Here is a 23,471-nt window from a genome sequence, read left to right as displayed (position 1 = left end):
CGGAGAGAGGCGATGCCATTCTGGACGGCCAGCACTGTTCGGCCCCTGCGGCCGATGCGGGAGCACGCATTGTGATTTTCGTCAGACCAGTTCGCAAGGTCGCGATGACAATTCTGCGCCATGCCCCGCTGCAGATTGCATTGTTCTTCCTGCCCCTGGTCTGGATCGGGTATTTCGCGATCACGTCGTCAGAGCGGGCGGATGCGGTCCAGCAGGCGCGGTCGCACGGCGACAGCGTCGCCGAATTGTTCGAGGAAAACACCGAGCGCATCTTCGAGCGCGTGGATCAGTCGTTGCTGGTGGTGCGCGCACTTTACGCCCAGGATCCACTGACCTTCAGCCTGAAATTCTGGTCCGACAAGGCCCGCATCGCGACCGGCGACGTGGTTCAGTTCTCCCTGATCGGACTGGACGGCTACATGGTCGATACCACGACAGGCTATTCCGGTGCGCCGCTCTATCTCGGCGATCGCGAGCACTTCATCAACGTCATGTCGCAGGCCGACGACCACCTCTACGTTGCGAAGCCGGTGTTGGGGCGGGCCTCGCACAAATGGACCATCCAGCTTGCAAGAAAGCTGTTCGACCTCGCCAGGAATCCGGCGGGCGTGGTCGTCGGCTCGATCAGTGTCGACGTCGTCGGCAGGTTCTACGACACCGCAAAGCTCGGCGCCGGAGGAACGCTGGTTCTCAGAAATGCGAACCATGTCGTGCTCGCCGCGCGGGGCCTGGACCAGCGCACCTTGCTGGGGCTTCGTCCGACGAACCGCGTCGAAGGCGAGTTGCGGGACGGCTTCCATGCACAGTATTGGAACGAAAACCGCCCAGACCGGAGCGACAGGCTGATCACCGCGCGCCGGTCGCGCGCCTTTCCGCTCATCTTCACCGTCGGCATTTCGGAGCAGGAGATCTATTCCCGCTCCGATTTCAGGCAGAAGATCTATCTGGGCGGCGCGCTGCTGCTGACCTTCATCATCCTGACCGTGACGATGTTCCACTGGCGGCGCCAACAGGCGCTCAATCGCGCCCAGCGCGAGCTGCGCGGTTTTGCCAGCAAGTTCGAAGATGCGCTCAGAAATCTTCCCCAGGGCTTAAGCATGTTCGACGGAAGCGACCGTCTGATCGCGTTCAATCAACAATGGCTCGAACTCTATGGGCTTGTACCGGAGGAGATATGGATCGGCATGGATTTCCGGGAGGTGTTCGCAAAACAGACCGCCGTGCTCGACGTCGAGGCTTACCTTCTCGATCTGAAAAACCGGCTCGTCCAGTCGGAGCACATCTCCAACACCGTGCAGTTTCCGGACGGGCGGGTCCTTTATATCTCCTACGGGCGGCGCGAGGACGGCGGCTGGGTGGCCACCCATGAAGACATCACCGAACGCAAGGCGTCCGAAGGCCGTATCGAGAGACTCGCGCATTACGACAGCCTGACCGGCCTTGCCAATCGAAATCTGTTCAAGGAGCGCATCGACGGCGCGCTCGCGAGGTCTCCCCGGCAGGAAGCGCCGTTCGCCGTGCTCCTGCTCGATCTCGACAAGTTCAAGTCCGTCAATGACGCGCTCGGTCACCAATGCGGCGACGCGCTGCTGAAGCAGGTTGCCGGCCGGATCACGGCGCAGATTCGTGACGTCGATACTGCGGCGCGGATCGGCGGCGACGAGTTTGCAGTGATCGTGGCGCCGGGCCGGACAGCGATGCACGAGGGGGCTGCGGCGCTCGCCGCGCGGCTGGTTCAGGCCATCGCCGATCCCTACCACATCGACGGCCACCCGGTCGTGATCGGCTGCAGCATCGGTCTCGCCCTGGTGCCTGAGCATGGCACGCGGGTCGATGAGATCCTTCGCAACGCCGATCTTGCACTCTACAAGTCGAAGGACGCCGGCCGAAGCTGCTTCCATATCTATTCGGCGGAACTCAAGGCTGAAGCGGATCAGCGCAACGTGCTCGAGATCGAGCTTCGTGAGGCGATCTGGCGCGAGGAGATCGAGGTGTTCTATCAGCCCGTGATCGAGCTCGGCACCGGCCGTGTGAAATCGGTCGAGGCTCTGGCGCGCTGGCACCACGGCACCAGAGGCTTCATTCCTCCCGCCGAGTTCATTCCGGTTGCGGAGGCAGGCGGGCTGATCGTCGAGCTCGGCAATCAGGTGCTCGCCAAAGCGTGTCGCGATGCGATGACCATGCCGAGCGATGTCAAGGTCGCGGTCAATCTCTCCGCCCTGCAGTTTGCCGGCACGAACCTTGTCGATACCGTGACGTTCACGTTGGCGCAGAGCGGACTTCCGGAAGCCCGGCTTGAGCTCGAGATTACCGAGAGCGTGTTTCTCGCCGACACCCAGGAAAACCTCAAGACCCTCCAGCGTCTCAAGGCGCTCGGCGTCTCCATTGCCCTTGACGATTTCGGCGTCGGTTACTCGTCATTATCGTATCTGACGGCCTTCCCGTTCAACAAGGTCAAGATCGACAAGTCCTTCATCGACAGGATTGATCGCTGCGAGACCGTCGCCGTGCTGAAATCCATCGTGCAGCTTGCGAAGGCGCTGAAGCTCTCGATCGTCGCCGAAGGCGTCGAGACCTCTGAACAGGTCGGACGGGTCCATTCGCTCGGAATTCCGCTTGGCCAGGGCTTCTTCTTTAGCAAGCCCGTGCCCCTGGCCGACCTGTCATGGCAAAGCCCCGTCCCGCGGCGAAGACGCCAGAGCGCGGCGTAAAATGCGCGGGAGGTAGCGAAGAAGCGTGCCGGATGGACCCGCGGACAGGACCGAGCTCGGCTCGTGAGGAGGAGCTAAGCTCGGTCCACAAGTGCTCAGTCGCCGTAGTCCGCGACCTACACCGGGAAAGTGAGCGACCTTGCGAGCCTGACAAGATCGACCTGGCGGCGGCATCCTGTCTTTTCGAAGACGTGAAACAGGTGGCTTTTTACGGTGCTGAGGGAAATGCCGAGCAAAGCCGAGATGTCGGCTCGCGTCTCGCCTTCGCAAATGAGCTCGAAGATGCGAATCTCGGCCGGCGTCAGATCATAGAGCTGGTTGAGAGCATCGTGAGGTATTCGCGGCGGCCCGGAGGCTGACGCCACGAACAAAGCGGCGGCGGCCCGCTGGTTCAGACCGGATCGCATGTGGCTCCGTCGTAACGGCAGAACGTGGATGACAAGGGGGGCACCGCCGGGGCGAGGGAGCGGGATGCCAATGCCTTTCTGGCCGAGCCGCGCCTCGTCCTTCGTTGCCTGTGCGACGGCCGATTGCAATGTGCTGGTGGTCGTCGTGGATTGAACGGCGATCCGACCCTGTCGAACCACAATTGGATCACCCGCTGCGAGCATGGCTGTGGCCGTGGCGTTGGTGCGAACGATCTTCGAATCCTCGTCCGTTAGGACGACTCCGACCGTCAGGGCCTCCACTGTCGCGGCGAATGTCGTGGCTTCCACCGTCTTCATGTCGAACAGATTGCTGATCGTCACGGCGCGGCGGATGTGAGGGGCCAGAAGGCGCAATCCGCCGACCTGCGCATCGCCAATGGGGCCGGCCGACTGATGCTGACTGAATATCGCATTTCCAACCATCATCCTGTCGCGAACAAGGCCGACGGCAACGGCGTCGAACAAGCCCTTGGGCAGGGCCCACTCGCGGTGATAGCGATTGCTGGAGATGATGTCCTGCGGGACCGCCTGGGATTGAATGATCGGTTCTCCGAGCGGGTATTGCTGAATCCGCTCGACGCCGCCCCAGAGTTCGATGATGTCAGCTCCATACGCGATTCCGTTGTGAGCCATCTGGGCCAAGTCGCTCCCGGAGACCGCGTTGACTCCGGCCCTCATGTTCGTGAGGCTGGCGACCGAGAGCGCGCCGGTGGCAAAGCCGAACTCGGCGCAAATCTCATCCAGCACCCCGGTCCATCGTTCAGGCGTGATCACACAGTCATAGATGGCGCCGATGAGGTCTGAGAACTTTTCGACCGAAGCCTGCTGCATCCTGGATTGCTCGCTTGGAAGTCACTCGCTTCACTTGAAAGTCGCTTTGGGAGCAGCGTCATCCGCCGATGGCGGATGTCACAGCCTGCCAGCCAAGGTCTTATCACTTCAATTTACCGACGCAAAAGGCATGCTGAACACGAACTCTTGGGCAACCTCTTGGGCGGCTGCGATGATTTTCGCGGATGGTGGGACGTTCGCGCCTTTGCTGCTGCAAGCCTGGTCGATATCCGGTGGCCGCAATCCGGTTGTAAGCGGCCGTGGTGCAGCTCGCACCGAGACGTGTTATCCTCCCGTTTCGGGACGGAATTGGCTGTCCCCCGCACTTCGGAGGACATGGCTATGAGGCTCCGTCTCTCTTCCTTGCGCGCTCCGCAGTCGCCGTCTCGTCGGTGGCACTGCTGCTCTGTGGCCTGAGCGGTACGGCAATGTCGCAACCGACACCTTCTGGCGGCGCCGCCACCTCGCTTCCCGGCGTCGTGGTCGAAGCGCCGAAGCAAATGGCGAGGTCTCACAAGCCGACGCAGCGCGCGGTGAGCCGCAGCACCATGTCCTCCCGGACGGCGCCAACCGCTGCAACGGCGTCGCCGATGTCGGAAGCCGCGCAGCTTGCCAGGATCGCGAGCAACACGGGCAGTTGTGTCGGTGGTTGCCAGTCGAGCTTCAAATCAGGCAACGACCCCTGGCACGGATGTTCCATTTCCGGTGGCGTGTATTCGTCGACCTGCCGAAACACAGGCAACTTCAAGACCTATGACGAGTGCAAGGAGGCCGGACGGATCACCGGTTGGAGATCCGGCGAAACCTCTTGGTATTGCAGCAGCCTGGCGTTGAAGTAGGGGGTCGCGGCTGGAGTTGAGGGGGCCTCGGTAGGGCAGGCCGGATTTGCGAGGCGACATTGGGGTTTTGCGGTTAACGCCCATCCCGCATGTCGCTTCGCTCATGCGGGCTACGTGGTCTTCGTGATATGGCTGGCCTCCGCAATCCCCACGAGGTCCCCCATGCTCCCCGTTCCCGCCGACATCTTCACCGAACCCGACGACGTCTCGCCCGACGGCCTTGCCAATCTCGGCCCGCTCCGCCGCCTCGCCGGCGTCTGGCAGGCCGACAAGGGCATCGACATCAATCCGAAGGCGGAGGGGCCGGAGCGGCGGGTGTTCATCGAGCATATCCGGATGGATCCGATCGATCCGCAGGCCAACGGGCCGCAGCTGCTTTATGGGCTGCGCTATCACATCCACATCAACACGCCCGAGGAAGACATCACCTTCCACGACCAAGTCGGCTACTGGCTGTGGGAGCCCGCGACCGGGCTGATCATGCAGACGCTGGCGATACCGCGCGGGCAGGTGCTGCTGGCGTCGGGCAAGGCCAAGCCGGATGATAGGACAATTTCCGTCACCGCGAAGCGCGGCGATACGACTTACGGAATCTGCTCGACCGATTTTCTGGAACAAGCCTTCCGCACCGACAGTTACCGCTGCGACATCACCTTCAACGATGATGGAAGCTGGACCTATCTGATCCAGACCGAGCTCTTTGTGCAAGGCGCGCCCTTCAATCATCGCGACACCAACACGCTCAAGCTGGTCGCGCCGCCAAAACTCAATCCGCTCGCGGTGATCGTGAACGATCGCGCCAAGGACAATGAGAAGGGCGATGGGCCGGCGGCTTGAGAAGCGCAGGTACGGAGAATTGCATGAAACCCTACGTCATCTGCCTGATGGCCTCGAGCGTCGATGGCCGCACGCATCCCAGCCGTTGGCGTCCGAAGGGCACGGGCGCGGACTGGTTCGAGCGGATCCATGACGAACTCGGCGGCGACGCCTGGGTGATCGGCCGCGTCACCGGCTCGGAGTTCGCGAAGGGTAAGCCCTATCCCACGACGACGACCGAGACATTTCCGCGCGAAAACTGGTTCGCGCGGCGCGATGCCAAAACCCCTGATGTCAAGACCTATGGCGTCGTGCTCGACGCGCACGGCAAGATCGGCTGGGGCCGTTCGGATATCGGTGGCGATCCGATCGTCGTGGTGCTGACCGAGAGCGTGCCGGATTCGCATCTCGCCGGGCTGCGCGGCGAGGGCGTGTCCTACATCTTTGCGGGCAAGGCCGAGATCGACCTGGCGCTGACGCTGGACATCCTCAATCGCGAGCTCGGCGTGAAGCGCTTGCTGGTAGAGGGCGGCGGCGTCGCCAATGGCGCGTTCCTGCGCGCCGGTCTCATCGACGAATTCAATCTGATCCTCAGTCCCGCGGTGGATGGCGCGAGCGGCGCAGCCTTCGTGTTCGATTCGACGGAAGCCGACAGCGACCGGCGCGCGCCCCTCACCGCGATGACGCTGGAGAGCACGCGGCCGCTGGGCGGCGGCGTGCTGCTGCTGCGCTATCTGCTCGAGAACGACGCGGCGGGCCAGTAAAGCGCCGACATGTCGGACAAGCCAGAGCACATCGTCATCGTCGGTGCGGGCGCGGCGGGCCTGATGGCGGCGCGCGAGCTTGCGCGTGCGGGGAGAAGAGTAACGATCCTGGAGGCGCGCGAGCGCTGCGGCGGGCGCATCCATCCATTGCCCGCGTCGCAGTTCGGCTACGCTGCCGACGGTGGGGCCGAGTTCGTCCATGGCGAGGCGCCGGTCACGCGCGGCCTCGTGCGCGAAGCGAACCTCTCCCTTCAGGACATCGAGGGCACGCAGTGGAGCTTTGACGGCACAAGACTCTCGCGCGAGGACCGCGATGATCCGCATGAGGCCGAGCTGCACGCCGCGTTGAACGCTCTCAAGGACGACATTCCCGTCGCCGAATTCCTGCGCCGCCATTTTGCCGGCGGCGAATATGCGCGGATGCGCCGCTCCATCGAACGGATGGTCGAGGGATACGACGCGGCCGACCCTGAGCGCGCCTCTACGCTAGCGCTGCGCGAGGAGTGGATGGACGGCGGACACGCCACGCAGGGGCGCGTTGTCGGCGGCTACGGCGCGCTGATCGAATTTCTGGCGGCGGAGTGCCGCAGGCATGGCGTTGCGATTCGCTTCGGTTGCGTGGTGTCGGCGATCGAGGAGGCCGGTGGCGCAATCGCCGTTCGCTGCGCCGGTGGCGATGTGCATGGATGCGATCGCGTGATCCTCACCGTGCCGTTGCCGCTGCTGCGCGAGATCGCACTTCCGCGAGGTGCGCGCGAGAAGGCGGCCGCCGCGGATAACATCGGCTTCGGCAATGTCATCAAGATCCTGCTGCGTTTCCAACGGCCCTGGTGGCGCGACCGGAGGGGCTATCTCGCGGACATGACCTTCCTGCTGTCGGATGAGACGATCCCGGTGTGGTGGACGCAACGTCCCTCCGAGCATCCCGTGCTCACCGGCTGGTTCGGTGGACCGCGGACGGCGGAGCTGTCGACGCTCGATCCGCAGGCGCTCGTCGACGCCGGTCTCGATTCACTCGCGACCGTGTTCGGCCTGTCACGCGAGGACATTGCGCGCGATGTCGTGGCGTCAGCGGCGACCAACTGGGCGCATGATCCCTTCGCCCGCGGCGCCTATTCCTGGGCGACGCCGCAGACGCGCGAGGCGCAAGGTATCCTCGCGCGCGCCGACGGCCCGGTGCTGTTCTCCGGCGAAGCGCTCTATCGCGGCGCCGACATGGGCACGGTCGAGGCGGCGCTGGCGAGCGGTCTGGAGACGGCGGGCATCATCCTGCGCGGATGAGAAAAAGGCCCGCATCGCTGCGGGCCTGTCGTTTTTACCAGCGGCCGTTTTACCAGCGGCCGGAGCCGAAGCTGAACGTCACGCCGGGGCCGCCGCCGCCGTAATATCCGTACGGTCCGCCGCCATAATAGCCATGGTGCCGCGGATAATAGCCGTAGCTCCGGTAGTGCGGCCGGTAGTAGCCGTGATGGCGCCAGTGATGATGGCGGTGTCCGTGCCAGCCGTGATGCCTGTGCTGCGCGCTGATGTCGGTCGATTGACCGGCTTGCGCATTCGGATTCGCCTTTCCGCCGTTAGCCGCGTGCGCCGCGGAACCGCCGGCCAGCGCCGCAGCACCGACAGCCATCGCGACAAAGAGATACTTCATGTCATCACTCCAGTTGAGATGTCGTGTGACAACACATGGGTGTCCGGCGCGTTCCGGCGAGGGCAGGCGTCGAAACGACGCAGACGTGAATGATGAGTGCGCTGAGATTTATTGTCGCAGCGCTGCGAGCGAGGCGATCACATCGTCGGTGGTGACGATGCGGGCGAACTCGCCGCTGAGATTCGACAGCGTCATGGCGTGGATCGCCTCGGCCGAATGCGCATCGCCATCGGGGCCGACCCGATCGAACGTCCATGTCGCGTCGCGCACGAGCCCTGCGTCAAAGCCGAGATTGCCGGCCATTCGCGTCGTCGTCTCGACGCAATGATTGGTGGTGGCGCCGCAGATGACGAGCGTGCCGATGCCGGCTGCGCGCAGCTGGTCCTCCAGGTCGGTGCCGATGAAGGCGCTGTTGACGCGCTTCACGATCACGGGCTCGCCGGCCGCTTCGCGCGCCTCGTCTTGACCGCGTAGCCGGAGCTCGTCGGCAGAAATGACGAGCTCGGCTTCGTCCCCTCATGGCGGATGTGGAAGATCGGTGCGCCGCTTCCCCGGAATGCCTTCAAGAGATCAACGATGCGCGCCACCGCGTCCAGATTGTTGCGCCGCTTCCCTGCCGCCTCCCATTCGTCGAACGCGCGCTGGACGTCGACGACGATCAGGGCGGGGAGAGATTGGGTCATGGACGGCGGCTTCCGGAGTTGTCTTGAAGTGAGTATGCGAGGTCCCGGCTGATGCAGGCAACGCCGAATTTCCCTCGTTTCGAGACGGGAGAGGGCCATTTCGAGCCCCGTAGCCCGGATGGAGCGAAGCGTAATCCGGGACCGCGGCATCAAGCTTGGGGACTTCCCGGATTTCGCTGCGCTCCATCCGGGCTACGGCGCCTTCACTCCTACGGATGCGGATCGGGAAAGCCGTGGCGCTCGGACAGCGCGGCGAGGATTGCGTCCTTGTCAGCGATGAACGCACGGCCTTGATAGCTGCCGGTCTGGTGCGGCGATGTTGTCCCGTCCGCCAACACCAGGAGCGGCAGCGACTGGTTCTCCTCGCCGAGCAGCGCGATCACGGCCTGCCTCGGCCGCTTCCATGCGATGCGCTCGACATCGAGCCTGTCGGCCAGCGCCGGAAACGAGGCGAGCACGCCGTCGATCAGCGCGCAATGCCAGCAATAGAAGCGCCGGCCTGGAAAGGCTGGGTCTTCGAAATCGGGGCGCAGCAGAAACAGTCGGTCACGCGTCATGGGTGGCTCCGAATCTCGACGCGGAGAAAAGCGCTGCTACTTGAACGGATCCTGGATCGACGGCGCCGATTGCCGGATGCGGCGCACGCTCACCGGCTTGCCGTCGGAGACGAACAGCAGCTCGTATCTGCGGCCCTCGCTGTCGGTCGCCGAGCAGGTGACGTCGGAGACCTGCTTGGCGGCGAAATTGCCGGTCTGGCGGCAGATGCCGGTCGAGGTCTGCTCGGCCGGCACCGGCAGGCCGTCGATCTTCGGCCGGTCCTTGGAGTTGAGCAGCATGCGGTCGATCCGCAGCTCGTAGGAATTGTCGTCGGCCCGCTTGCCGTTCTCGCCGGAGAACGACACGACATGGTTGTCGTCGGCAGGATCGTCGACGGCGACCGTAAAATTGACCCGGCCCTTGTCGCCATGGGCGTAGGCCACCGTCCTGCAGGGAAAGGTGCGCCCGGCGACCTTCAGCGTCTTGCAATGGCCGGACATCAGCGCCAGCAGGTCGATCAAGGCGTTCTGCTGCGCGGGCGGATTGTTGACCGGGATGGGGGCGGAAGACTCGGCAAAACAAGGGCTTGCCAAACCCATGATCAAGCCCATGAGGGTCGCTGTTCGGCAGAGGCGCATCGTCAGGCTCGTATGCCGGGGGGCCTTGGAAGCGGCAAAGTTCCGCCCAATAATCATCGAACCGCAAATTGGTTGCGATCCCGTTTGTGCCGCAAAACCCGTCCGGAATACCACCGCGCCACCCATCAGCGATTCGTTCAAATCGCCCCGACCCGTCCCGGCAGGCACTTGCCGTCAGGCCGGTGTTTTTTTCGTGGCGGAGCTTAAGCCATCGCCGCCTGCCAACGCGTATCGCGAAGCGAGGGGCGGCGGTGCAGGCGGGCGTCGAGCAGGGCGCGGGCGCGCGGCAGCTCGCCGCTGCGCATGAGGGCGACGATAAAGGTGTCCTCGATCAGCTCGCGCTGGGCATGGCTGCCGCCGATGCGCACGACCTGGCTGAGGACAGGCGCGAGCGTTTGCGCGCAAGCCGCATAATCTTCGTCCGCAAAGGCTGTCAGCGCGCGGCAGATCGCCGGCACCACGGGGCCGGCCGGCAGCTTGCCGTCGGCGAGCCGCTGCTCGATCGCGGCGAGGCGCGCGGCAAGCGCGTCGCGATTTTGCGTCGCCGCGGCGAACAGCGCCATGTGGACGTCGGCGAAGGGCAGGCTCGATTTCGGAAACAGTTTTTGCGCGACCGTGTCGGCCTCGATCCAGAGCGGCTTCGGCACGGCGTGACCGTAGGCGGACAGGCGCCAGAGCAGCGAGGCGCCGTCGGTGATGACGTTGAGCGGCGGCGCCTGTGTGGCAGAGGGCTGGAGCACGTCCGCATAGATCGCAAGTGCGCGCGCCGCATCGCCGTGCTCCAGCGCGCCGAGCGCCTGGTGCCAGAGGATATGGCCGTGCAGAATTCCGGAACGGTCGTAGGAAGGAATCCAGTCGTCGACGAGACGGTCGGCCTCGTCGATCGAGCCGTCCTCGAACATCGCATGCAGCACCGCGTGCGCGGCGTGAGCGTTCGCGCGCCGCAACGCGAAGCCGTGCTCGGTGACGGTGCGGCCGCGCGCGACATTGCCGTTCTCGGTCATGGCCCAGCCGTAAAGCGTCAAGAACCACCAGTCCTCGCCATAGTGGTGCGCGACGCGCTCGCACAGCTCATGCCGCGCACGGTCGTGATCGGCCATGCCGGAGAAGGCGAACAGACCAAACGCGCCGAGCGGCAGCGACAGCACCACGGCATCGCGCGGCCACGCGTCGATGTGTTTCAGCGCCGCCGTCAGCGCCTCGGGCAGGCGTCCCTCGACCGCGAGCGCCAGTGTCGCGACATGCGAGCGCTCGCGCTCGGTGCCGCGTTTGCTGACGAGCTCGCGCGCCACCGTCGCCTTGGCTCGCGCGAGATCACCCTGTTGGTAGAAAGCATGCAGCCGCGCCCGCGCGATATGGGGAAGCGCAAAGTCGGAGTCGGCTGCGATCGCGCGCTCCAGCGTCTCCGCCGTGCCGGTCCAGCCCGCGAGCATGAGGTCGACGCCCTCGCGGTAGGCGCTTGCCGCTTCGTGCGAAGAGGTGGAGACCGGCAGCCCGTAGCGATCTTCAAACGCCATCGTTGTCTCCGCTCTCATGCCGTCCGCGCGCGGCGTCCCTCGATCGGATAGGCCGGGTCGTTGTAGCCCGGTGTCGAGGGATGACCCGGCGTCACCAAGGCATCGATCAGCGCTTCGTCCTCGGCGGTGAAGTGGTAGTCGAGCGCGCGGATGTAGTCGTCCCACTGCTCCTCGGTGCGGGGACCGGCGATGACGGAAGAGACGAAGGCGGAGTTGAGCACCCAGGCAACCGCGAGCTGGCCGGCGGTGATGCCCTTTTTCTCGGCGTGGTTCTTGATCTCCTGCGCGAGCTTGAGCGATTCCGGCCGCCATTCCGTCTGCATCATGCGGGTGTCGTTGCGGCCTGCGCGCGTTGCCTTGTCCGGGGCTGCGTCGGGCCGGTATTTGCCGGTGAGCACGCCGCGCGCCAGCGGGCTATAGGGCACGATGCCGAGGCCGTAATAGCCGCAGGCCGGAAAATGCTCGACCTCCGGCATGCGGTTCATCGCGTTGTAATAGGGCTGGCTCGCCACCGGCCGGTCGATGCCGAGCCGGTCGCAGATGTTGCAGATCTCGGCGACGCGCCAGGCGCGGTAGTTCGAGACGCCGAAATAGCGCACCTTGCCGGCGCGGATCAGCTCGCCCATCGCGCGCACCGTCTCCTCCAGCGGCGTCGCGTGGTCTTCCTTGTGCAGATAGTAGATATCGATGTGATCGGTGCCGAGCCGCGTCAGACTCTCATCAGCCGCCTGCAGCACCCACCGCCGCGACAGCCCGCCGCGATTGGGATCATCGCCCATGGGATTGGCGAGTTTTGTGGCGAGCACCCAGGCGTGCCGGTTGTTGCCGATCGCGCGGCCGACGACCTCTTCGGAGCCGCCTTTCGAATAGGCATCGGCCGTGTCGATGAAATTGATGCCGGCTTCGTGCGCTTTCGTAATGATGCGCTGTGAGGCCGTCTCATCCGTCGGCCCGCCGAACATCATGGTGCCGAGACAGATCGGCGACACCTTCAGGCCGCTACGGCCGAGCTGGCGATATTGCATGGGCTATCCTTGATGCTGCTGTGCGCACTTAGCATAGCCATCTCACTCCGTCATTGCGAGCGGAGCGAAGCAATCCAGCAATGCCGCCGCCTCTCGTCGTCCCGGACAAGCGCAGCGAAGCGGAGCGCAGATCCGGGACCCATAGCCACAGGATTGTGTTTGGCGAAGACTCGTGGTTGGCAGTTCGCGCCACAACTTCTCCCTGGGGGTATGGGTCCCGGCCTTCGCCGGGACGACAGGGGAGTGTGGGGTGCGCAGCAGTGGCTGCCTCACTGTGCGGGCTCTACTCCGGTCCCTTCAAGATCTTGAACACGCCGTTCGCCATCACCACACAGCGGTCGTCCACGCTGAGCTCCGTGCTCATGAAAATGAGACTGCGCGTCATCCGCACCACCCGGGGGCGGGAGATCAGGATGTCGCCGATCTTGCCGGCCTCGACGAAATGCGTGTCGAGCTGCACGGTCGCCATGTATTGCTTGCCGCTCTCGTAGCGGGCAGTCATGCCGCAGGTACGGTCTGCGAACGTCATCATCACGCCGCCCTGGACCATGCCGCGGCGGTTGTGATGCTTGTCCTGGGTCGCAAGCGCAAACTCGTAGTGGCCGTCGACCTTGCGCTCCCACAGCGGGCCGATCAGGTGGATGAAGCCGCTGGTGTCGACGATCGTCCAGCCGTCTGATTTAAGCTTTGCGGCGGTCTTGTCGATCATCTCTCGGTCCATCCTTGCCGGCGTGTCTCTCCTCGTTTCATCAAGCGCGGTCCTGGTGTAGTCAAGCATCATGAGACCTTTCGACGATGCCACCAGACGGAATATCGCAGACGCCTGTGCGGCATTCGCGCGGCTGCCTGACGCGACCGAACCGTCGACACTGAAGCGCGCTGCGGTGGTGCTGGCGCTGACTGCATCCAGTGACGGCGACGACACCGCTTTCCTGCTCACGCTGCGCGCATCACATCTGCGCGCGCATCGCGGCCAGTGGGCCTTGCCGGGCGGACGCTGCGACGCCGGCGAGACGCCGGTCGAGGCCGCGCTGCGCGAGCTCGACGAGGAGCTTGCGCTCAAGCTCTCGACAAGCGAGGTGCTCGGCCTGCTCGACGACTATCCGACCCGCTCCGGCTACCTGATCACGCCGGTCGTGGTCTGGGCCGCCGACAGTGCCGCGATCAGGCCGAACCCGGATGAGGTTGCCTCGGTCCATCGCATCGCGCTCGCAACCATCGAGCGCGACGACGCCTTCGACTTCACCGCGATTCCCGAAAGCGCGCGCCGCGTGATCCGCTTCCATCACCAGAAAAGTCTGATCCACGCGCCGACGGCGGCGCTGATCTACCAGTTCCGCGAGGTGCTGGCGGGGCGGCCGACCCGCGTGGCCGAGCTGGGACAGCCGGTGTTCGCCTGGAAGTGACGATGGTAAACGGCGTGTTAACGTGACGGTTACCGGATGCCTGCTAAGAGGGCATCATGCATCACCACTCGATTCGACATGCCTTGACGCTGGTTCCACTCGCGCTCGTCCTGCTCGCGCCGGCGGCGCCGGCCCAGGATTCTGCCGCGCTGCCGCCGGCCGTCAGCAACGCGATGGCGCAAGCCTCGCCGCAGGCGATCGCGGAATATCGCCGCAAGCTCGCGGAGTATCAGGAAATCCGTGGCGCTTTCGATGCCGAGGCCGGCGCCTATTGGAGCCAGATCTCGGAGAAGCGGCGCGGCCGTAACGCCAAGCGGCGCAGTGGACAGCAGGTCACGCTCGATGATTACGTGCTGGAGCACCCGCCGCTCTATAACGGGCCGAAGCGGCCGGTGAATCCCGAACCGGAGGAAACGCGTCCGCCGCGAAAGCCGCTTCCCGTGGTCGCCGATCTCCTGCGCGCGGCACAGGACCTCTACCAGTTCACGCCGCAGCGCCCGACGACCGAGGCCGAGTTCAAGCGCGTCTATGCGCGCTACGCACTTGCCTCCGGGCTCACGCGCGAGCAGGCGGTGCGGGTCTATTCGTTCGAGACCGGCGGCACCGGCAGTTACGACGTGCAATCGGGAATTGAACATGGCGGCAAGCGTGCGATCTCGACCGCGATGGGCTACAATCAGCTGCTGACCACCAACAGCGTCGAGCTGCTGGCCGAGCAGGGCCACGAATTCATCCGTGCGCTCGGTGAGAAGACGGCGCAAACTTCGGGGCCGGCACGGAAAGCGCTGGATTACAAACTCAGCGTGCTGAAGCGCATGGTCGCGCATGCCAAGTCCGTGCCGGACACCTGGTCGGAGCACGAGAAGATCGGTGATACCGCACAGGGCTGGGCCATGCATGCCATGGTGCTCGATATCGACGTCGGCCCGATGCTCCAGACCCACAAGCTGCTGACCTCGGTGCTGTTCGCGCGCGCCAAGGGCTACACGCGCCCGCTCACCGCCGCCGAGCTCGAGATGATGAACCTCACCGGCGACGGCACCGGGCTCGACATGGTGACGATGCCTCAGGCGATGCGCGAGCAGGTGCCGACCTCGAACTTCTTCCAGCGTGGCGGCTACGAGCGCAACCCGGTCGCGATCCGCCACAACACGGTGGCCAAGCTGCTGGCGGTGACGGACACCCGGATGGACAGCAACAGCAACAATGCCGGTGCGAGGGAGTTGGCGGGCGCGTTTTAGGTAGCGTCAGACCAGGTCTTCGACATGCCCCGGCTTGACCGGGGCATCCAGTACGCCGCGGCTTCTCCGTATCCCATCACGGCCTCTGGAATACTGGATCACCCGCTTTCGCGGGTGATGACACCGAGTACGCGCCGCCCCCGCCGTCCCTTACTGATCCGACCCGAACTTGAACTTGCCGTCGCCTTCCAGATACGGGCCGCTGCGCATGTAGAGCTGGCCGTTATGGCCGATGAAGAACAGCGTGCCGCGCGGCACCTTCTTGGCGCCCTTCAGCAGTTCGCCGGCATTGCTGGTGCCCATCTTGTAGGAAAAGGTCTTGCCGTCCTTGTCATAGGCATAGCCGGTGTCGGGCTTGAGCTCCCAAGGCGTTGCAGCGGTCTGCGCCAATGCGGGTGCAGCGAACGCGCCGAGCACGGCGGCAACCAAAAATGTCTTTGTTGAAAATGCCATCATCCTATCCTCCCCATTGAGGCGCCCAGCTTGAACAAATCACGAACGGTGCGTCCGGGTCAATTTGCGAAAGCGCCGCATTGCATCACGTCTTGCCCAGCAGTTTGTGATTTTCCCTCGGCCCCCGCGCGACTATGTTCCGCTTTCCGTCTAGAACGCAATTCGACAAAAATATTGGTAGGGATGATTCGGATGAACCATGTCGTTAAAGCCTGCTCGGCCGCCGCGCTGCTGCTGACGGTGCTGGCGCCGGCCGCACGGGCCGATGATTACCAGCTCAGCCACAACCAGCGGATTTCCTGTAGCCGCGGTCTTGCCCCGGGCAAGCTGAACACCGCGACCTGCAAATCCTACACCTACCTCTTCAACACCAAGACCTCGGAATATTTCCGCTGCCAGGTCTCCCTCGCTCTGACCCGTGACAACAAGGAAGTCATCAACGTCCAGACCGACGGCGGCTGCACCAAGAAGCCGCGCATCTTCGAGACCGACGGCCACTACGATTTCGACGCCACCGAAACCGAGCCGCCGAACACCAACTCGTTCTTCGGTCCCGGCGGCTACTCGGTCTGGGCGGCCGACGTCAGCGCGCAGAAGGTCCGCGGCTGCATTATCATCTCCTCCGGCCTGGGCTCCGACATCTCCAAGTGCCTGGACATGACCTTCCAGTAAGGCTTCCCAGTGAGCTGATCGCGCGCTCGAACCTGATGGGGTCAGGCGCGCTCCACGGCCCGGCTGCGCCAAGTCGCCGCACCTGCCAGGTTCCCCAAAAATCGAGCCGAGTCAGCCATTTACCGCAGTCCTGTTTTGACTATTGGATGGGTTGACCCCATCGCCTCATCCGGCCAATTTCCCCGCCGGTTTGGGGAGTAGAAAAAATCATGAAACGGACCATTTTCGGCGCAGCCGCGGCTCTTGCTCTGGCGGCGTCGGCGCCTTGCGCGCATGCGCAATCCTTCATCAACGTGCTGACCGGCGGCACCTCCGGTGTCTACTATCCGCTCGGGGTCGCGATCGGGAAAATCTACGGCGACAAGATTCCGAACGTGAAGACGCAGGTGCAGGCCACCAAGGCGTCGGTCGAGAACCTGATCCTGCTCCAGCAGGGCCGCGGCGAGCTGGCGTTCACGCTGGGTGACTCGCTGAAGGCGGCCTGGGAAGGCGACGAGGAGGCGGGCTTCAAGGCAAAGCTCGACAAGCTGCGCGCCATCGGCGCGATCTATCCGAACTACATCCAGATCGTTGCGACCGCCGAGTCCGGTATCAAGACGCTCGCGGACCTCAAGGGCAAGAGCCTGTCGGTCGGCGCGCCCAAGTCGGGCACGGAGCTGAATTCGCGCGCGATCCTCGGCGCCGCCGGCATGAGCTACAAGGACCTCGGCAAGGTCGAGTATCTGCCGTTCGCCGAATCCGTCGACCTCATGAAGAACCGCCAGCTCGGCGCGACGCTGCAATCGGCCGGGCTCGGCGTGGCTTCGCTGAAGGATCTCTCGACCTCGAGCCCGATTACGGTCGTCTCGGTGCCGAAGGAGACGGTCGACAAGATCGGTCTACCCTTCATCGCGGCGATCATTCCCGCCAACACCTATACCGGGCAGGACAAGGACGTTCCGACCGCAGCCGTGGTCAACTACCTCGTGACCAGCTCTGCGGTGTCGGACGATCTCGCCTATCAGATGACCAAGCTGATCTACGAGTCGCTGCCGGAGCTTGCCAACGCGCATGCGGCGGGCAAGGAGATCAAGCTCGAGACGGCGGCCTCCGGCAGCCCGGTTCCGCTGCACCCCGGCGCGATCCGCTATTACAAGGAAAAGGGGCTGATCAAGTAAGGTCGGCTCTTACTGTCGGACGTCATGGCCGGGCTTGTCCCGGCCATCCACGTTCTACGGCTAGGCGCGAAAGATCGTGGATGCCCGGGACAAGCCCGGGCATGACGGTTTGGATGCCCTGTGCCAGTGCTATAAGCGCTCGACGATTGGGGACGAGTTGAAATGCTGGAAAAGGCAGAGGGCACCGCTGAAGCGCCCATCAAGGTTGAATTCGACAATTTCGAGCACGGCTTTCGGGAAGGTTTTGGTCCGGGCTGGTGGGGCAGTCTCGCCTACTGGATCGGAATCGCCTTCGCCACCTTCCAGCTCTATGTCGCCGCCTTCAACTATCTGCCGAGCCAGGTGGTGCGCGGCGTCCATGTCGGCTTCCTCGTTCTCCTCACCTTCGGCCTGATCGGCAATTTCACTGCCAAGAGCGATCTTGGCCGCGCGCTCGGCTGGCTGATCGGCGGCGCCGGATTTTTCTGCGGGCTCTATCAGTGGATCTTCTACGCCGATTTGATTGCGCGCGACGGCGACCCGACGCGGCTCGATCTCGTTGTCGGCACGCTGCTCGCGGTGCTGATCTTCGAGGGCACGCGGCGGCTGATGGGCGCGGCGCTGCCGCTGATGTGCGGCGCCTGTCTCGTCTACTGGTTCCTCGGGCAATATCTGCCGTCGCCGCTCAACCATCGCGGCTATGATTTCGATCAGATCGTCACGCATCTGTCGTTCGGCACCGAGGGCTTTTACGGCGTGCCGATCTATGTCTCGGCGACCTACATCTTCCTGTTCATCCTGTTCGGCTCGTTCCTGGAGCGCGCCGGCATGATCCAGCTCTTCACGGATGTTTCGCTCGGCCTGTTCGGCCGCACCCGCGGCGGTCCGGCCAAGGTCGCCGTGTTCGCCTCGGGCATGATGGGCACGATCTCCGGCTCCGGCGTCGCCAACGTCGTCACCGTCGGGCAGTTCACGATTCCGCTGATGATCAGGTTCGGCTACCGCCGCGCGTTTGCCGCCGGTGTCGAAGCCACGGCCTCGATGGGCGGGCAGATCATGCCGCCGGTGATGGGCGCGGTCGCCTTCATCATGGCGGAGACGCTCGGCGTTCAGTATTCGGAGATCGTGAGAGCGGCCGCGATCCCCGCGATGCTCTATTTCGCCTCCGCTTTCTGGATGGTGCATCTGGAAGCCGGCAAGCACGGCCTCGTCGGCATGAAGCGCTCGGAGATCCCGAGCGCTTGGAAGGCGCTGGTGACGCGCTGGTATCTCGTGCTGCCGCTCGCGGCGCTGGTCTACATGCTGTTCGAGGGCTTTACGCCGCTCTATGCCGGCAGCATGGGCCTTGCGCTGACGGTAACGCTGATTCTCGGCGCCAGCATCACGGCCGGCGCCTCCTCGATGCTGATCCGCTACATCTTCTGGATCGGGCTTGCGCTCGTCGTCGCCGCGCTCTCGGATGACGGTCTTCAGATCGTGCCGGTTGCAGGCGTTGTCGTCGGGTTGATCGTGATCACGGCGTTCGTGCGCGGCGGATTTGCCGCCCTGCGCGCCTGTCGCGACGCTCTTGCCGAAAGCGCGAAATCCGCCATCACCGTCGGCATGGCCTGCGCCATCGTCGGCGTCATCATCGGCATGATGTCGCAGACCGGCGTCGGCACCATCTTCGGCGGTTGGGTGATCGGGCTCGGCGAGAAGAGCCTGTTCCTGGCGCTGATCATGACCATGCTACTGTCGATCCTGCTCGGCACCGGCATCCCGACAATCCCGACCTACATCATCACCGCCGCGCTTGCCGCGCCTGCGCTGGCAAAGCTCGGCGTTCCCCTGATCGCGAGCCACATGTTCGCGTTCTATTACGGCATCATGGCCGACCTCTCGCCGCCGGTGGCGCTCGCAGCGCTGGCGGCGGCGCCGATCGCGAAGGAGAATCCGGACAAGATCGGCTGGGAAGCGATGCGCATCGCGCTTGCCGGCTACGTCATTCCCTTCATCTTCGTCTATTCGCCGGCATTGATGCTCCAGGCCGGCGATCCCATGGCGGCAAAGCTCGGCTTCTACGGCGCGGTGGTGCTGGCGAGCTTGAAGGCACTGGCGGCAATCGCGCTGTTCGGCATGGTCGCGATCGGCTTCCTGTTCACGCGGCTGACGCTGCTCGAGCGTGTCGTCGCGCTCGGCGCGGCGCTCTGCCTGCTCGGCGACTTCCCCTTCAGCGATACCGCAGGCTTCCTGCTCTCCGCCGCGCTGGTGCTGTGGCAGTGGCGGCAGCGTCCGCCGGTGACGGTCGAGGCGGTGTGAGCCTCTGCTTCGCAACAGCGGGCGGCGTGAAGGCGCTGGCGCTTTCCGCCTTCACGCTGGTCTGGACGCATTCGATCGAGAAGATCGACTGGCAGGAGGACTGGCGCGCCACGCCTGTCGGTCTCGAGTTGGTGCAGGCGCGCGTGAAGGGCACGGGCGCCGGCATGGAGCCGCCGCCCGAAGCGCGGCTCGTCGATGGCTGGTTTCAGTGGCAGCCGAAGCGTCGGCCGATGCAGGAGGTCGTGCTCGGCAACTCCGGCGCGGCCGGGGAGTGGCGGGTGTGTCATGACGGGCAGTGCCAGACATTGTCGGAGATTGTCGGTCACCAGATCGGTGCTAACGTCACCAGGATGAGCGTCTGCAATGATCCGTAGCCCGGATGGAGCGAAGCGCAATCCGGGATCGCCGCCCCGGATTACGCAGCGCTCCATCCGGGCTACAATGATAACAACAAGGGAGAAACGCGATGGATCGGCTCAAGGGCAAGGTTGCGATGGTGGTGGGGGCCGGCTCGATCGGTCCGGGCTGGGGCAACGGCAAGGCTACCGCGGTGACCTTTGCGCGCGAGGGCGCGCAGGTGTTTTGCGTCGATCGCAACGGCGCGGCGGCGGAAGAGACCGCGAAGATCATCGCGGATGAGGGCGGCAAGGCGAGCGCGTTCACCGCCGACGTCTCCCGCGCGAGCGAGATCGAGGCGATGGTCGCGGCATGCCTGAAGGCTTGCGGCCGTATCGACGTGCTCGACAACAATGTCGGCATCGCCGAGATGGGCAGCGTGGTCGAGGTCACCGAGGAGAGCTGGGACCGCGTCTTCAGCGTCAACCTCAAGAGCGCCTATTTCGCCATGAAGCATGTCGTTCCCGTGATGGTGAAGCAGGGCGGCGGCTCGATCATCAACATCTCCTCGATCGCCTCGATCCGCCACATGGGCATCTCCTACGTCACCTACGGCGCCTCGAAGGCCGCGATGAACCAGATGACGCGCACCACCGCGATCGAGTTCGCGCGCCATCATGTGCGCGTCAACGCGATCCTGCCCGGCCTGATGAAGACGCCGATGGTGGCGCATTCTGCCGGCCTTGCCGCCAGCTACGCCAAGGGCGACGTCGATGCGATGTGGCGCGCCCGCGACGCGCAAGTGCCGATGGGCCACATGGGCGATGCCTGGGACGTCGCCAACGCCGCGCTGTTCCTGGCGTCGGACGAATCGAAATATGTAACGGGGATCGAGCTGGTGGTGGACGGCGGGATCACGTGCAAGGCGGGGGCGTAGCTCCAATCTCCGCCGTCGTCCCGGACAAGCGTAAGCGCAGATCCGGGACCCATAGCCACAGGGTGGAGTTGTTTTGCTGAACGGTAACTCCGAGTCTTCGTAACCAAATCCGCCTGTGGCTATGGGTCCCGGATCGGCGCTCCGCTTCGCTACGCTTGTCCGGGACGACAGCGGAGTGTTGCGCAGCTCACTGCGCCAGCGCCAAAATCCCGCCGGCAAACGAATGCCACGCTGTCGTCTCGCTGATCGGCCAGTTCAAGACCTTCACCGCCAGCATCGCGAGCGTGCCGTAGATGTAGACCGGATGCACGCGGCCCTCGATGCGCCAGTCGCGTACCATGGCGACGACGAGCAGCAGCGAGGCGACCACCGCCGGCGCGATCGTGACCGGTACCGGCGGCGGGCCGGGCGGTCCGGGAGGCGCGAGGAAGGTGAGGAACCAGCGCGCGATCGCGGCGTCGAGGATCGAGACCGCGGCGAGCAGCATCAGGCGCTTGTGAAATTCCGGCTTGCGCGTGTTCATGATCGCGAGCACGAACACCACTGCAAAGAATGCGATCCCGCTCATCGGCACGATCGAGAAGGCGATGCCGGGCTCTAGCTGTCCGAGCGCAGCGGAATGCTGCATCACATGCACGGAAGCAAGGAAGCCGAAGATCGTCATCGCGGTCGCGAGCGATACGCCGGCGATGCCGAGCGAACGGTGATTGACCACGCGGCCCGAGGCGGCGAGCCAGGTCTGGAGCACGAAATAGAGCGTCCAGGTGAAGAACAAGAGTCCGTGAAAATGGATCACCGGGCTCGTGGAAAACGTCCGGTTGGCGAGCGGGACCCAATAGGTCGGTGCAAAGCCAAGAAAAGCGGTGGCCGCGCAGGCCAGCGCCATGTGGAGATAAAAATATCGTGCAGGCGCCGCATCACGCGCGCGTACACGACGGTCGTCGATCAAGGTCGTCATCTGGAGTGAGTCTGGGGAGGCGGGGTTTGGTTCAATGCATTGAGACGTTGCTCTCGCTGCCGCCCACCCTCCGGTGTCGTCCCGGACAAGCGTAAGCGCAGATCCGGGACCCATATGTGGACGGCCCCCGTGGCACAAGAGCTTTTTGGTGAGATCGGATCGCTTGCATCCATATGTCCGGCCTGTTGAGTGCGATGGATTAGATCGCTGGCCAAGATGGTTTGCGCGATGCGGGTTCCAAACAACCCGGCGACCTGCTGGCGGCCAATGGGTCCCACGGAATGTCTCGCATCGTTGCTCGATCGATCGCTCCATCTGCTCCTGCAGCTTCCGGGTCGGCTGGCGAACGACCGCCGGCCGGCCAATCTGTTAGGCGGTGACTACCGCGGCGGCATTCAACCGTGCCGCGTCGTAACTCTCGCCGCTGATCATCAGCTTCCAGGCGATGCGGGCCACCTTGTTGGCGAGCGCTACGGCTGCAAGCTTCGGCGGCTTGCGCTGGATCAGTGCCAACAGCCAGCGCGAGTGATGGCCGCGCCCACGTCGGGCCTGCTGGATCACGGCCGTGGCCCCGATCACGAGCAGCCGCCTCAAGTCCTCGTCTCCAGCCCGCGTGATCTTGCCAAGCCTGGTCTTGCCGGCAGTGGAATGGTCCTTGGGCGTGAGGCCGAGCCAGGCCGCAAAGTGACGACCGGAGCGGAACGCACGCGGATCCGGCGTCTTCATCACCAGCGCGGTGGCAACGATCGGGCCGACCGAGGGGATCTGCGCCAAACGCCGGCCCATGGCATCGCCACGGTGCCAGGCCATCAGCCTGGCTTCGATCGCCTCCAGCTCGCTCTCGAGCTTAGCGCATTCGCGGCCCAGCACGACAAACAGCTCGCGCGCCAGGACAGGAAGCGTCTCGTCCTGCGCAATCTGCGCCAGCAACGGCTCGATCTTGTCCAGCCCCTTGGGCGCAATCAGGCCAAACTCCGCCGCATGGCCGCGGATCGTATTGGTCAACTGAGTGCGCCGGGCGATCAGCCCGTCGCGGATGCCCGTCAGCATCAATGCGGCTTGCTGCTCGGCGCTCTTCACCGGCACGAACCGCATGGTCGGTCGGCTCATCGCCTCGCACAGCCCTTCCGCGTCCCGCCCGTCGTTCTTGTTCCGCGACACGTAGGGCTTCACCAGTTGCGGCGCCATCAGCTTCACCTCATGGCCGAGCTTGCGAAGCTCTCGCGCCCAATGTTGCGAAGCCCCGCAGGCCTCCATCCCGATCACGGTCGGCGGCAACTTGGTGAGGTGAAGAACTCGAGCACCTGCTTGCGCGAAAGTTTCTTGCGCAGCACAGGCCGCTCATCCTCATCAACCCCATGCAGCACAAAAATATACTTCGACGTATCCATTCCAATGCGGATAATCTGGTTCACGGGCGGCTCCTGCGAATGAGTTTCTGACAACCTCATTCTGGCACACTGATGCCGTAGGGGGCCGTCCACCCCATCAACCACAGGGCGCGGTTATGGCGCGAGATGTAACCCCGGAGTCTTCGCCAAATTTCTCCCTGTGGGTATGGGTCCCGGATCGGCGCGCGCTTTGGGCGCGCTGGTCC

Annotated in this window: 21 protein-coding genes and 2 pseudogenes; 11 read left to right on the top strand and 12 right to left on the bottom strand. The window is 64.4% G+C overall.

What is annotated here, in order from left to right; translation table 11 throughout:
• Positions 1-71 precede the first annotated feature (71 nt).
• On the top strand, positions 72-2,711 hold the full coding sequence (locus IVB18_RS45785) for an EAL domain-containing protein (protein WP_247986619.1): 2,640 nt from the start codon (positions 72-74) through the stop codon (positions 2,709-2,711).
• A 116-nt stretch (positions 2,712-2,827) separates the two neighbouring features.
• Here IVB18_RS45785 and IVB18_RS45780 read toward each other — a convergent pair whose 3' ends face one another.
• Together IVB18_RS45780 and IVB18_RS45775 are read right to left on the bottom strand one after the other, a co-directional pair.
• Entirely contained in the window at positions 2,828-3,970 is a 1,143-nt protein-coding gene (locus IVB18_RS45780) for a helix-turn-helix transcriptional regulator (protein WP_247986618.1), read from the bottom strand.
• Positions 3,971-4,481: 511 nt separating this feature from the next.
• Positions 4,482-4,706 carry a hypothetical protein gene (locus IVB18_RS45775; protein ID WP_247986617.1) on the bottom strand — a complete coding sequence of 75 codons (225 nt, stop codon included), beginning with the start codon at positions 4,704-4,706 and terminating at the stop codon, positions 4,482-4,484.
• 265 nt (positions 4,707-4,971) lie between these two features.
• Between IVB18_RS45775 and IVB18_RS45770 the strand changes: the two genes are divergently transcribed.
• The 3 genes from IVB18_RS45770 to IVB18_RS45760 are packed head-to-tail and all read left to right on the top strand — an operon-like array spanning position 4,972 to position 7,670.
• Entirely contained in the window at positions 4,972-5,646 is a 675-nt protein-coding gene (locus IVB18_RS45770; RefSeq protein WP_247986616.1) for a heme-binding beta-barrel domain-containing protein, read from the top strand.
• 23 nt (positions 5,647-5,669) lie between these two features.
• Positions 5,670-6,389, top strand: a complete 720-nt coding sequence (locus IVB18_RS45765) for a RibD family protein (protein WP_247986615.1) — start codon at positions 5,670-5,672, stop codon at positions 6,387-6,389.
• A gap of 9 nt (positions 6,390-6,398) precedes the next feature.
• Entirely contained in the window at positions 6,399-7,670 is a 1,272-nt protein-coding gene (locus IVB18_RS45760; protein ID WP_247986614.1) for an NAD(P)/FAD-dependent oxidoreductase, read from the top strand.
• Positions 7,671-7,719: 49 nt separating this feature from the next.
• On the opposite strand, the gene IVB18_RS45755 is transcribed toward IVB18_RS45760, so the two are convergent.
• The 7 genes and pseudogenes from IVB18_RS45755 to IVB18_RS45725 all read right to left on the bottom strand — a co-directional run bounded on the left by IVB18_RS45755 (position 7,720) and on the right by IVB18_RS45725 (position 13,146).
• Positions 7,720-8,037: a hypothetical protein gene (locus tag IVB18_RS45755; protein ID WP_247986613.1), complete on the bottom strand. Its 318-nt coding sequence runs from the start codon at positions 8,035-8,037 to the stop codon at positions 7,720-7,722.
• A gap of 108 nt (positions 8,038-8,145) precedes the next feature.
• Positions 8,146-8,720, bottom strand: a pseudogene (locus tag IVB18_RS45750) (cysteine hydrolase family protein).
• 209 nt (positions 8,721-8,929) lie between these two features.
• Entirely contained in the window at positions 8,930-9,277 is a 348-nt protein-coding gene (locus tag IVB18_RS45745) for a DUF3088 domain-containing protein (RefSeq protein WP_247986612.1), read from the bottom strand.
• A gap of 36 nt (positions 9,278-9,313) precedes the next feature.
• Entirely contained in the window at positions 9,314-9,895 is a 582-nt protein-coding gene (locus tag IVB18_RS45740) for a hypothetical protein (protein WP_247986611.1), read from the bottom strand.
• A 203-nt stretch (positions 9,896-10,098) separates the two neighbouring features.
• Positions 10,099-11,412, bottom strand: coding sequence for a tetratricopeptide repeat protein (locus IVB18_RS45735; protein WP_247986610.1), 1,314 nt, complete (start codon positions 11,410-11,412; stop codon positions 10,099-10,101).
• 14 nt (positions 11,413-11,426) lie between these two features.
• Positions 11,427-12,437, bottom strand: coding sequence for an aldo/keto reductase (locus IVB18_RS45730; protein ID WP_247986609.1), 1,011 nt, complete (start codon positions 12,435-12,437; stop codon positions 11,427-11,429).
• 283 nt (positions 12,438-12,720) lie between these two features.
• Positions 12,721-13,146, bottom strand: coding sequence for a PaaI family thioesterase (locus tag IVB18_RS45725; protein WP_247986608.1), 426 nt, complete (start codon positions 13,144-13,146; stop codon positions 12,721-12,723).
• Between the two features lie 70 nt (positions 13,147-13,216).
• Here IVB18_RS45725 and IVB18_RS45720 point away from each other — a divergent pair, with 70 nt between their 5' ends.
• Both IVB18_RS45720 and IVB18_RS45715 read left to right on the top strand, forming a co-directional pair.
• Positions 13,217-13,843, top strand: coding sequence for a CoA pyrophosphatase (locus IVB18_RS45720; protein ID WP_247986607.1), 627 nt, complete (start codon positions 13,217-13,219; stop codon positions 13,841-13,843).
• A gap of 56 nt (positions 13,844-13,899) precedes the next feature.
• Positions 13,900-15,084, top strand: coding sequence for a hypothetical protein (locus tag IVB18_RS45715; protein ID WP_247986606.1), 1,185 nt, complete (start codon positions 13,900-13,902; stop codon positions 15,082-15,084).
• Positions 15,085-15,234: 150 nt separating this feature from the next.
• Here the strand turns inward: IVB18_RS45715 and IVB18_RS45710 are convergent, their stop codons facing one another.
• Entirely contained in the window at positions 15,235-15,537 is a 303-nt protein-coding gene (locus IVB18_RS45710) for a hypothetical protein (RefSeq protein ID WP_247986605.1), read from the bottom strand.
• 192 nt (positions 15,538-15,729) lie between these two features.
• On the opposite strand from IVB18_RS45710, the gene IVB18_RS45705 reads away from it, so the two are divergent.
• The 5 genes from IVB18_RS45705 to IVB18_RS45685 all read left to right on the top strand — a co-directional run bounded on the left by IVB18_RS45705 (position 15,730) and on the right by IVB18_RS45685 (position 20,916).
• Positions 15,730-16,209 carry a hypothetical protein gene (locus IVB18_RS45705; protein ID WP_247986604.1) on the top strand — a complete coding sequence of 160 codons (480 nt, stop codon included), beginning with the start codon at positions 15,730-15,732 and terminating at the stop codon, positions 16,207-16,209.
• Between the two features lie 209 nt (positions 16,210-16,418).
• Positions 16,419-17,366, top strand: a complete 948-nt coding sequence (locus IVB18_RS45700; RefSeq protein ID WP_247986603.1) for a TAXI family TRAP transporter solute-binding subunit — start codon at positions 16,419-16,421, stop codon at positions 17,364-17,366.
• 162 nt (positions 17,367-17,528) lie between these two features.
• A complete protein-coding gene (locus IVB18_RS45695) occupies positions 17,529-19,643 on the top strand; it encodes a TRAP transporter permease (protein ID WP_247986602.1) in 2,115 nt (704 codons plus the stop codon).
• On the top strand, positions 19,640-20,017 hold the full coding sequence (locus IVB18_RS45690; protein ID WP_247986601.1) for a DUF1850 domain-containing protein: 378 nt from the start codon (positions 19,640-19,642) through the stop codon (positions 20,015-20,017). Before IVB18_RS45695 ends, IVB18_RS45690 begins: the two co-directional genes overlap by 4 nt.
• Positions 20,018-20,109: 92 nt before the next feature.
• Positions 20,110-20,916: a glucose 1-dehydrogenase gene (locus tag IVB18_RS45685; protein ID WP_247986600.1), complete on the top strand. Its 807-nt coding sequence runs from the start codon at positions 20,110-20,112 to the stop codon at positions 20,914-20,916.
• Between the two features lie 187 nt (positions 20,917-21,103).
• Here IVB18_RS45685 and IVB18_RS45680 read toward each other — a convergent pair whose 3' ends face one another.
• Together IVB18_RS45680 and IVB18_RS45675 are read right to left on the bottom strand one after the other, a co-directional pair.
• Positions 21,104-21,874: a hypothetical protein gene (locus IVB18_RS45680; RefSeq protein WP_247986599.1), complete on the bottom strand. Its 771-nt coding sequence runs from the start codon at positions 21,872-21,874 to the stop codon at positions 21,104-21,106.
• A gap of 369 nt (positions 21,875-22,243) precedes the next feature.
• A pseudogene (locus IVB18_RS45675) lies at positions 22,244-23,289 on the bottom strand (IS110 family transposase).
• Between the last annotated feature and the right edge of the window lie 182 nt (positions 23,290-23,471).

This window comes from Bradyrhizobium sp. 186 (assembly GCF_023101685.1).
GTDB lineage: Bacteria > Pseudomonadota > Alphaproteobacteria > Rhizobiales > Xanthobacteraceae > Bradyrhizobium.
The sequence above is the reverse complement of the archived record's forward strand: the minus strand, read 5'-3'. Positions and strand labels throughout refer to the sequence as shown.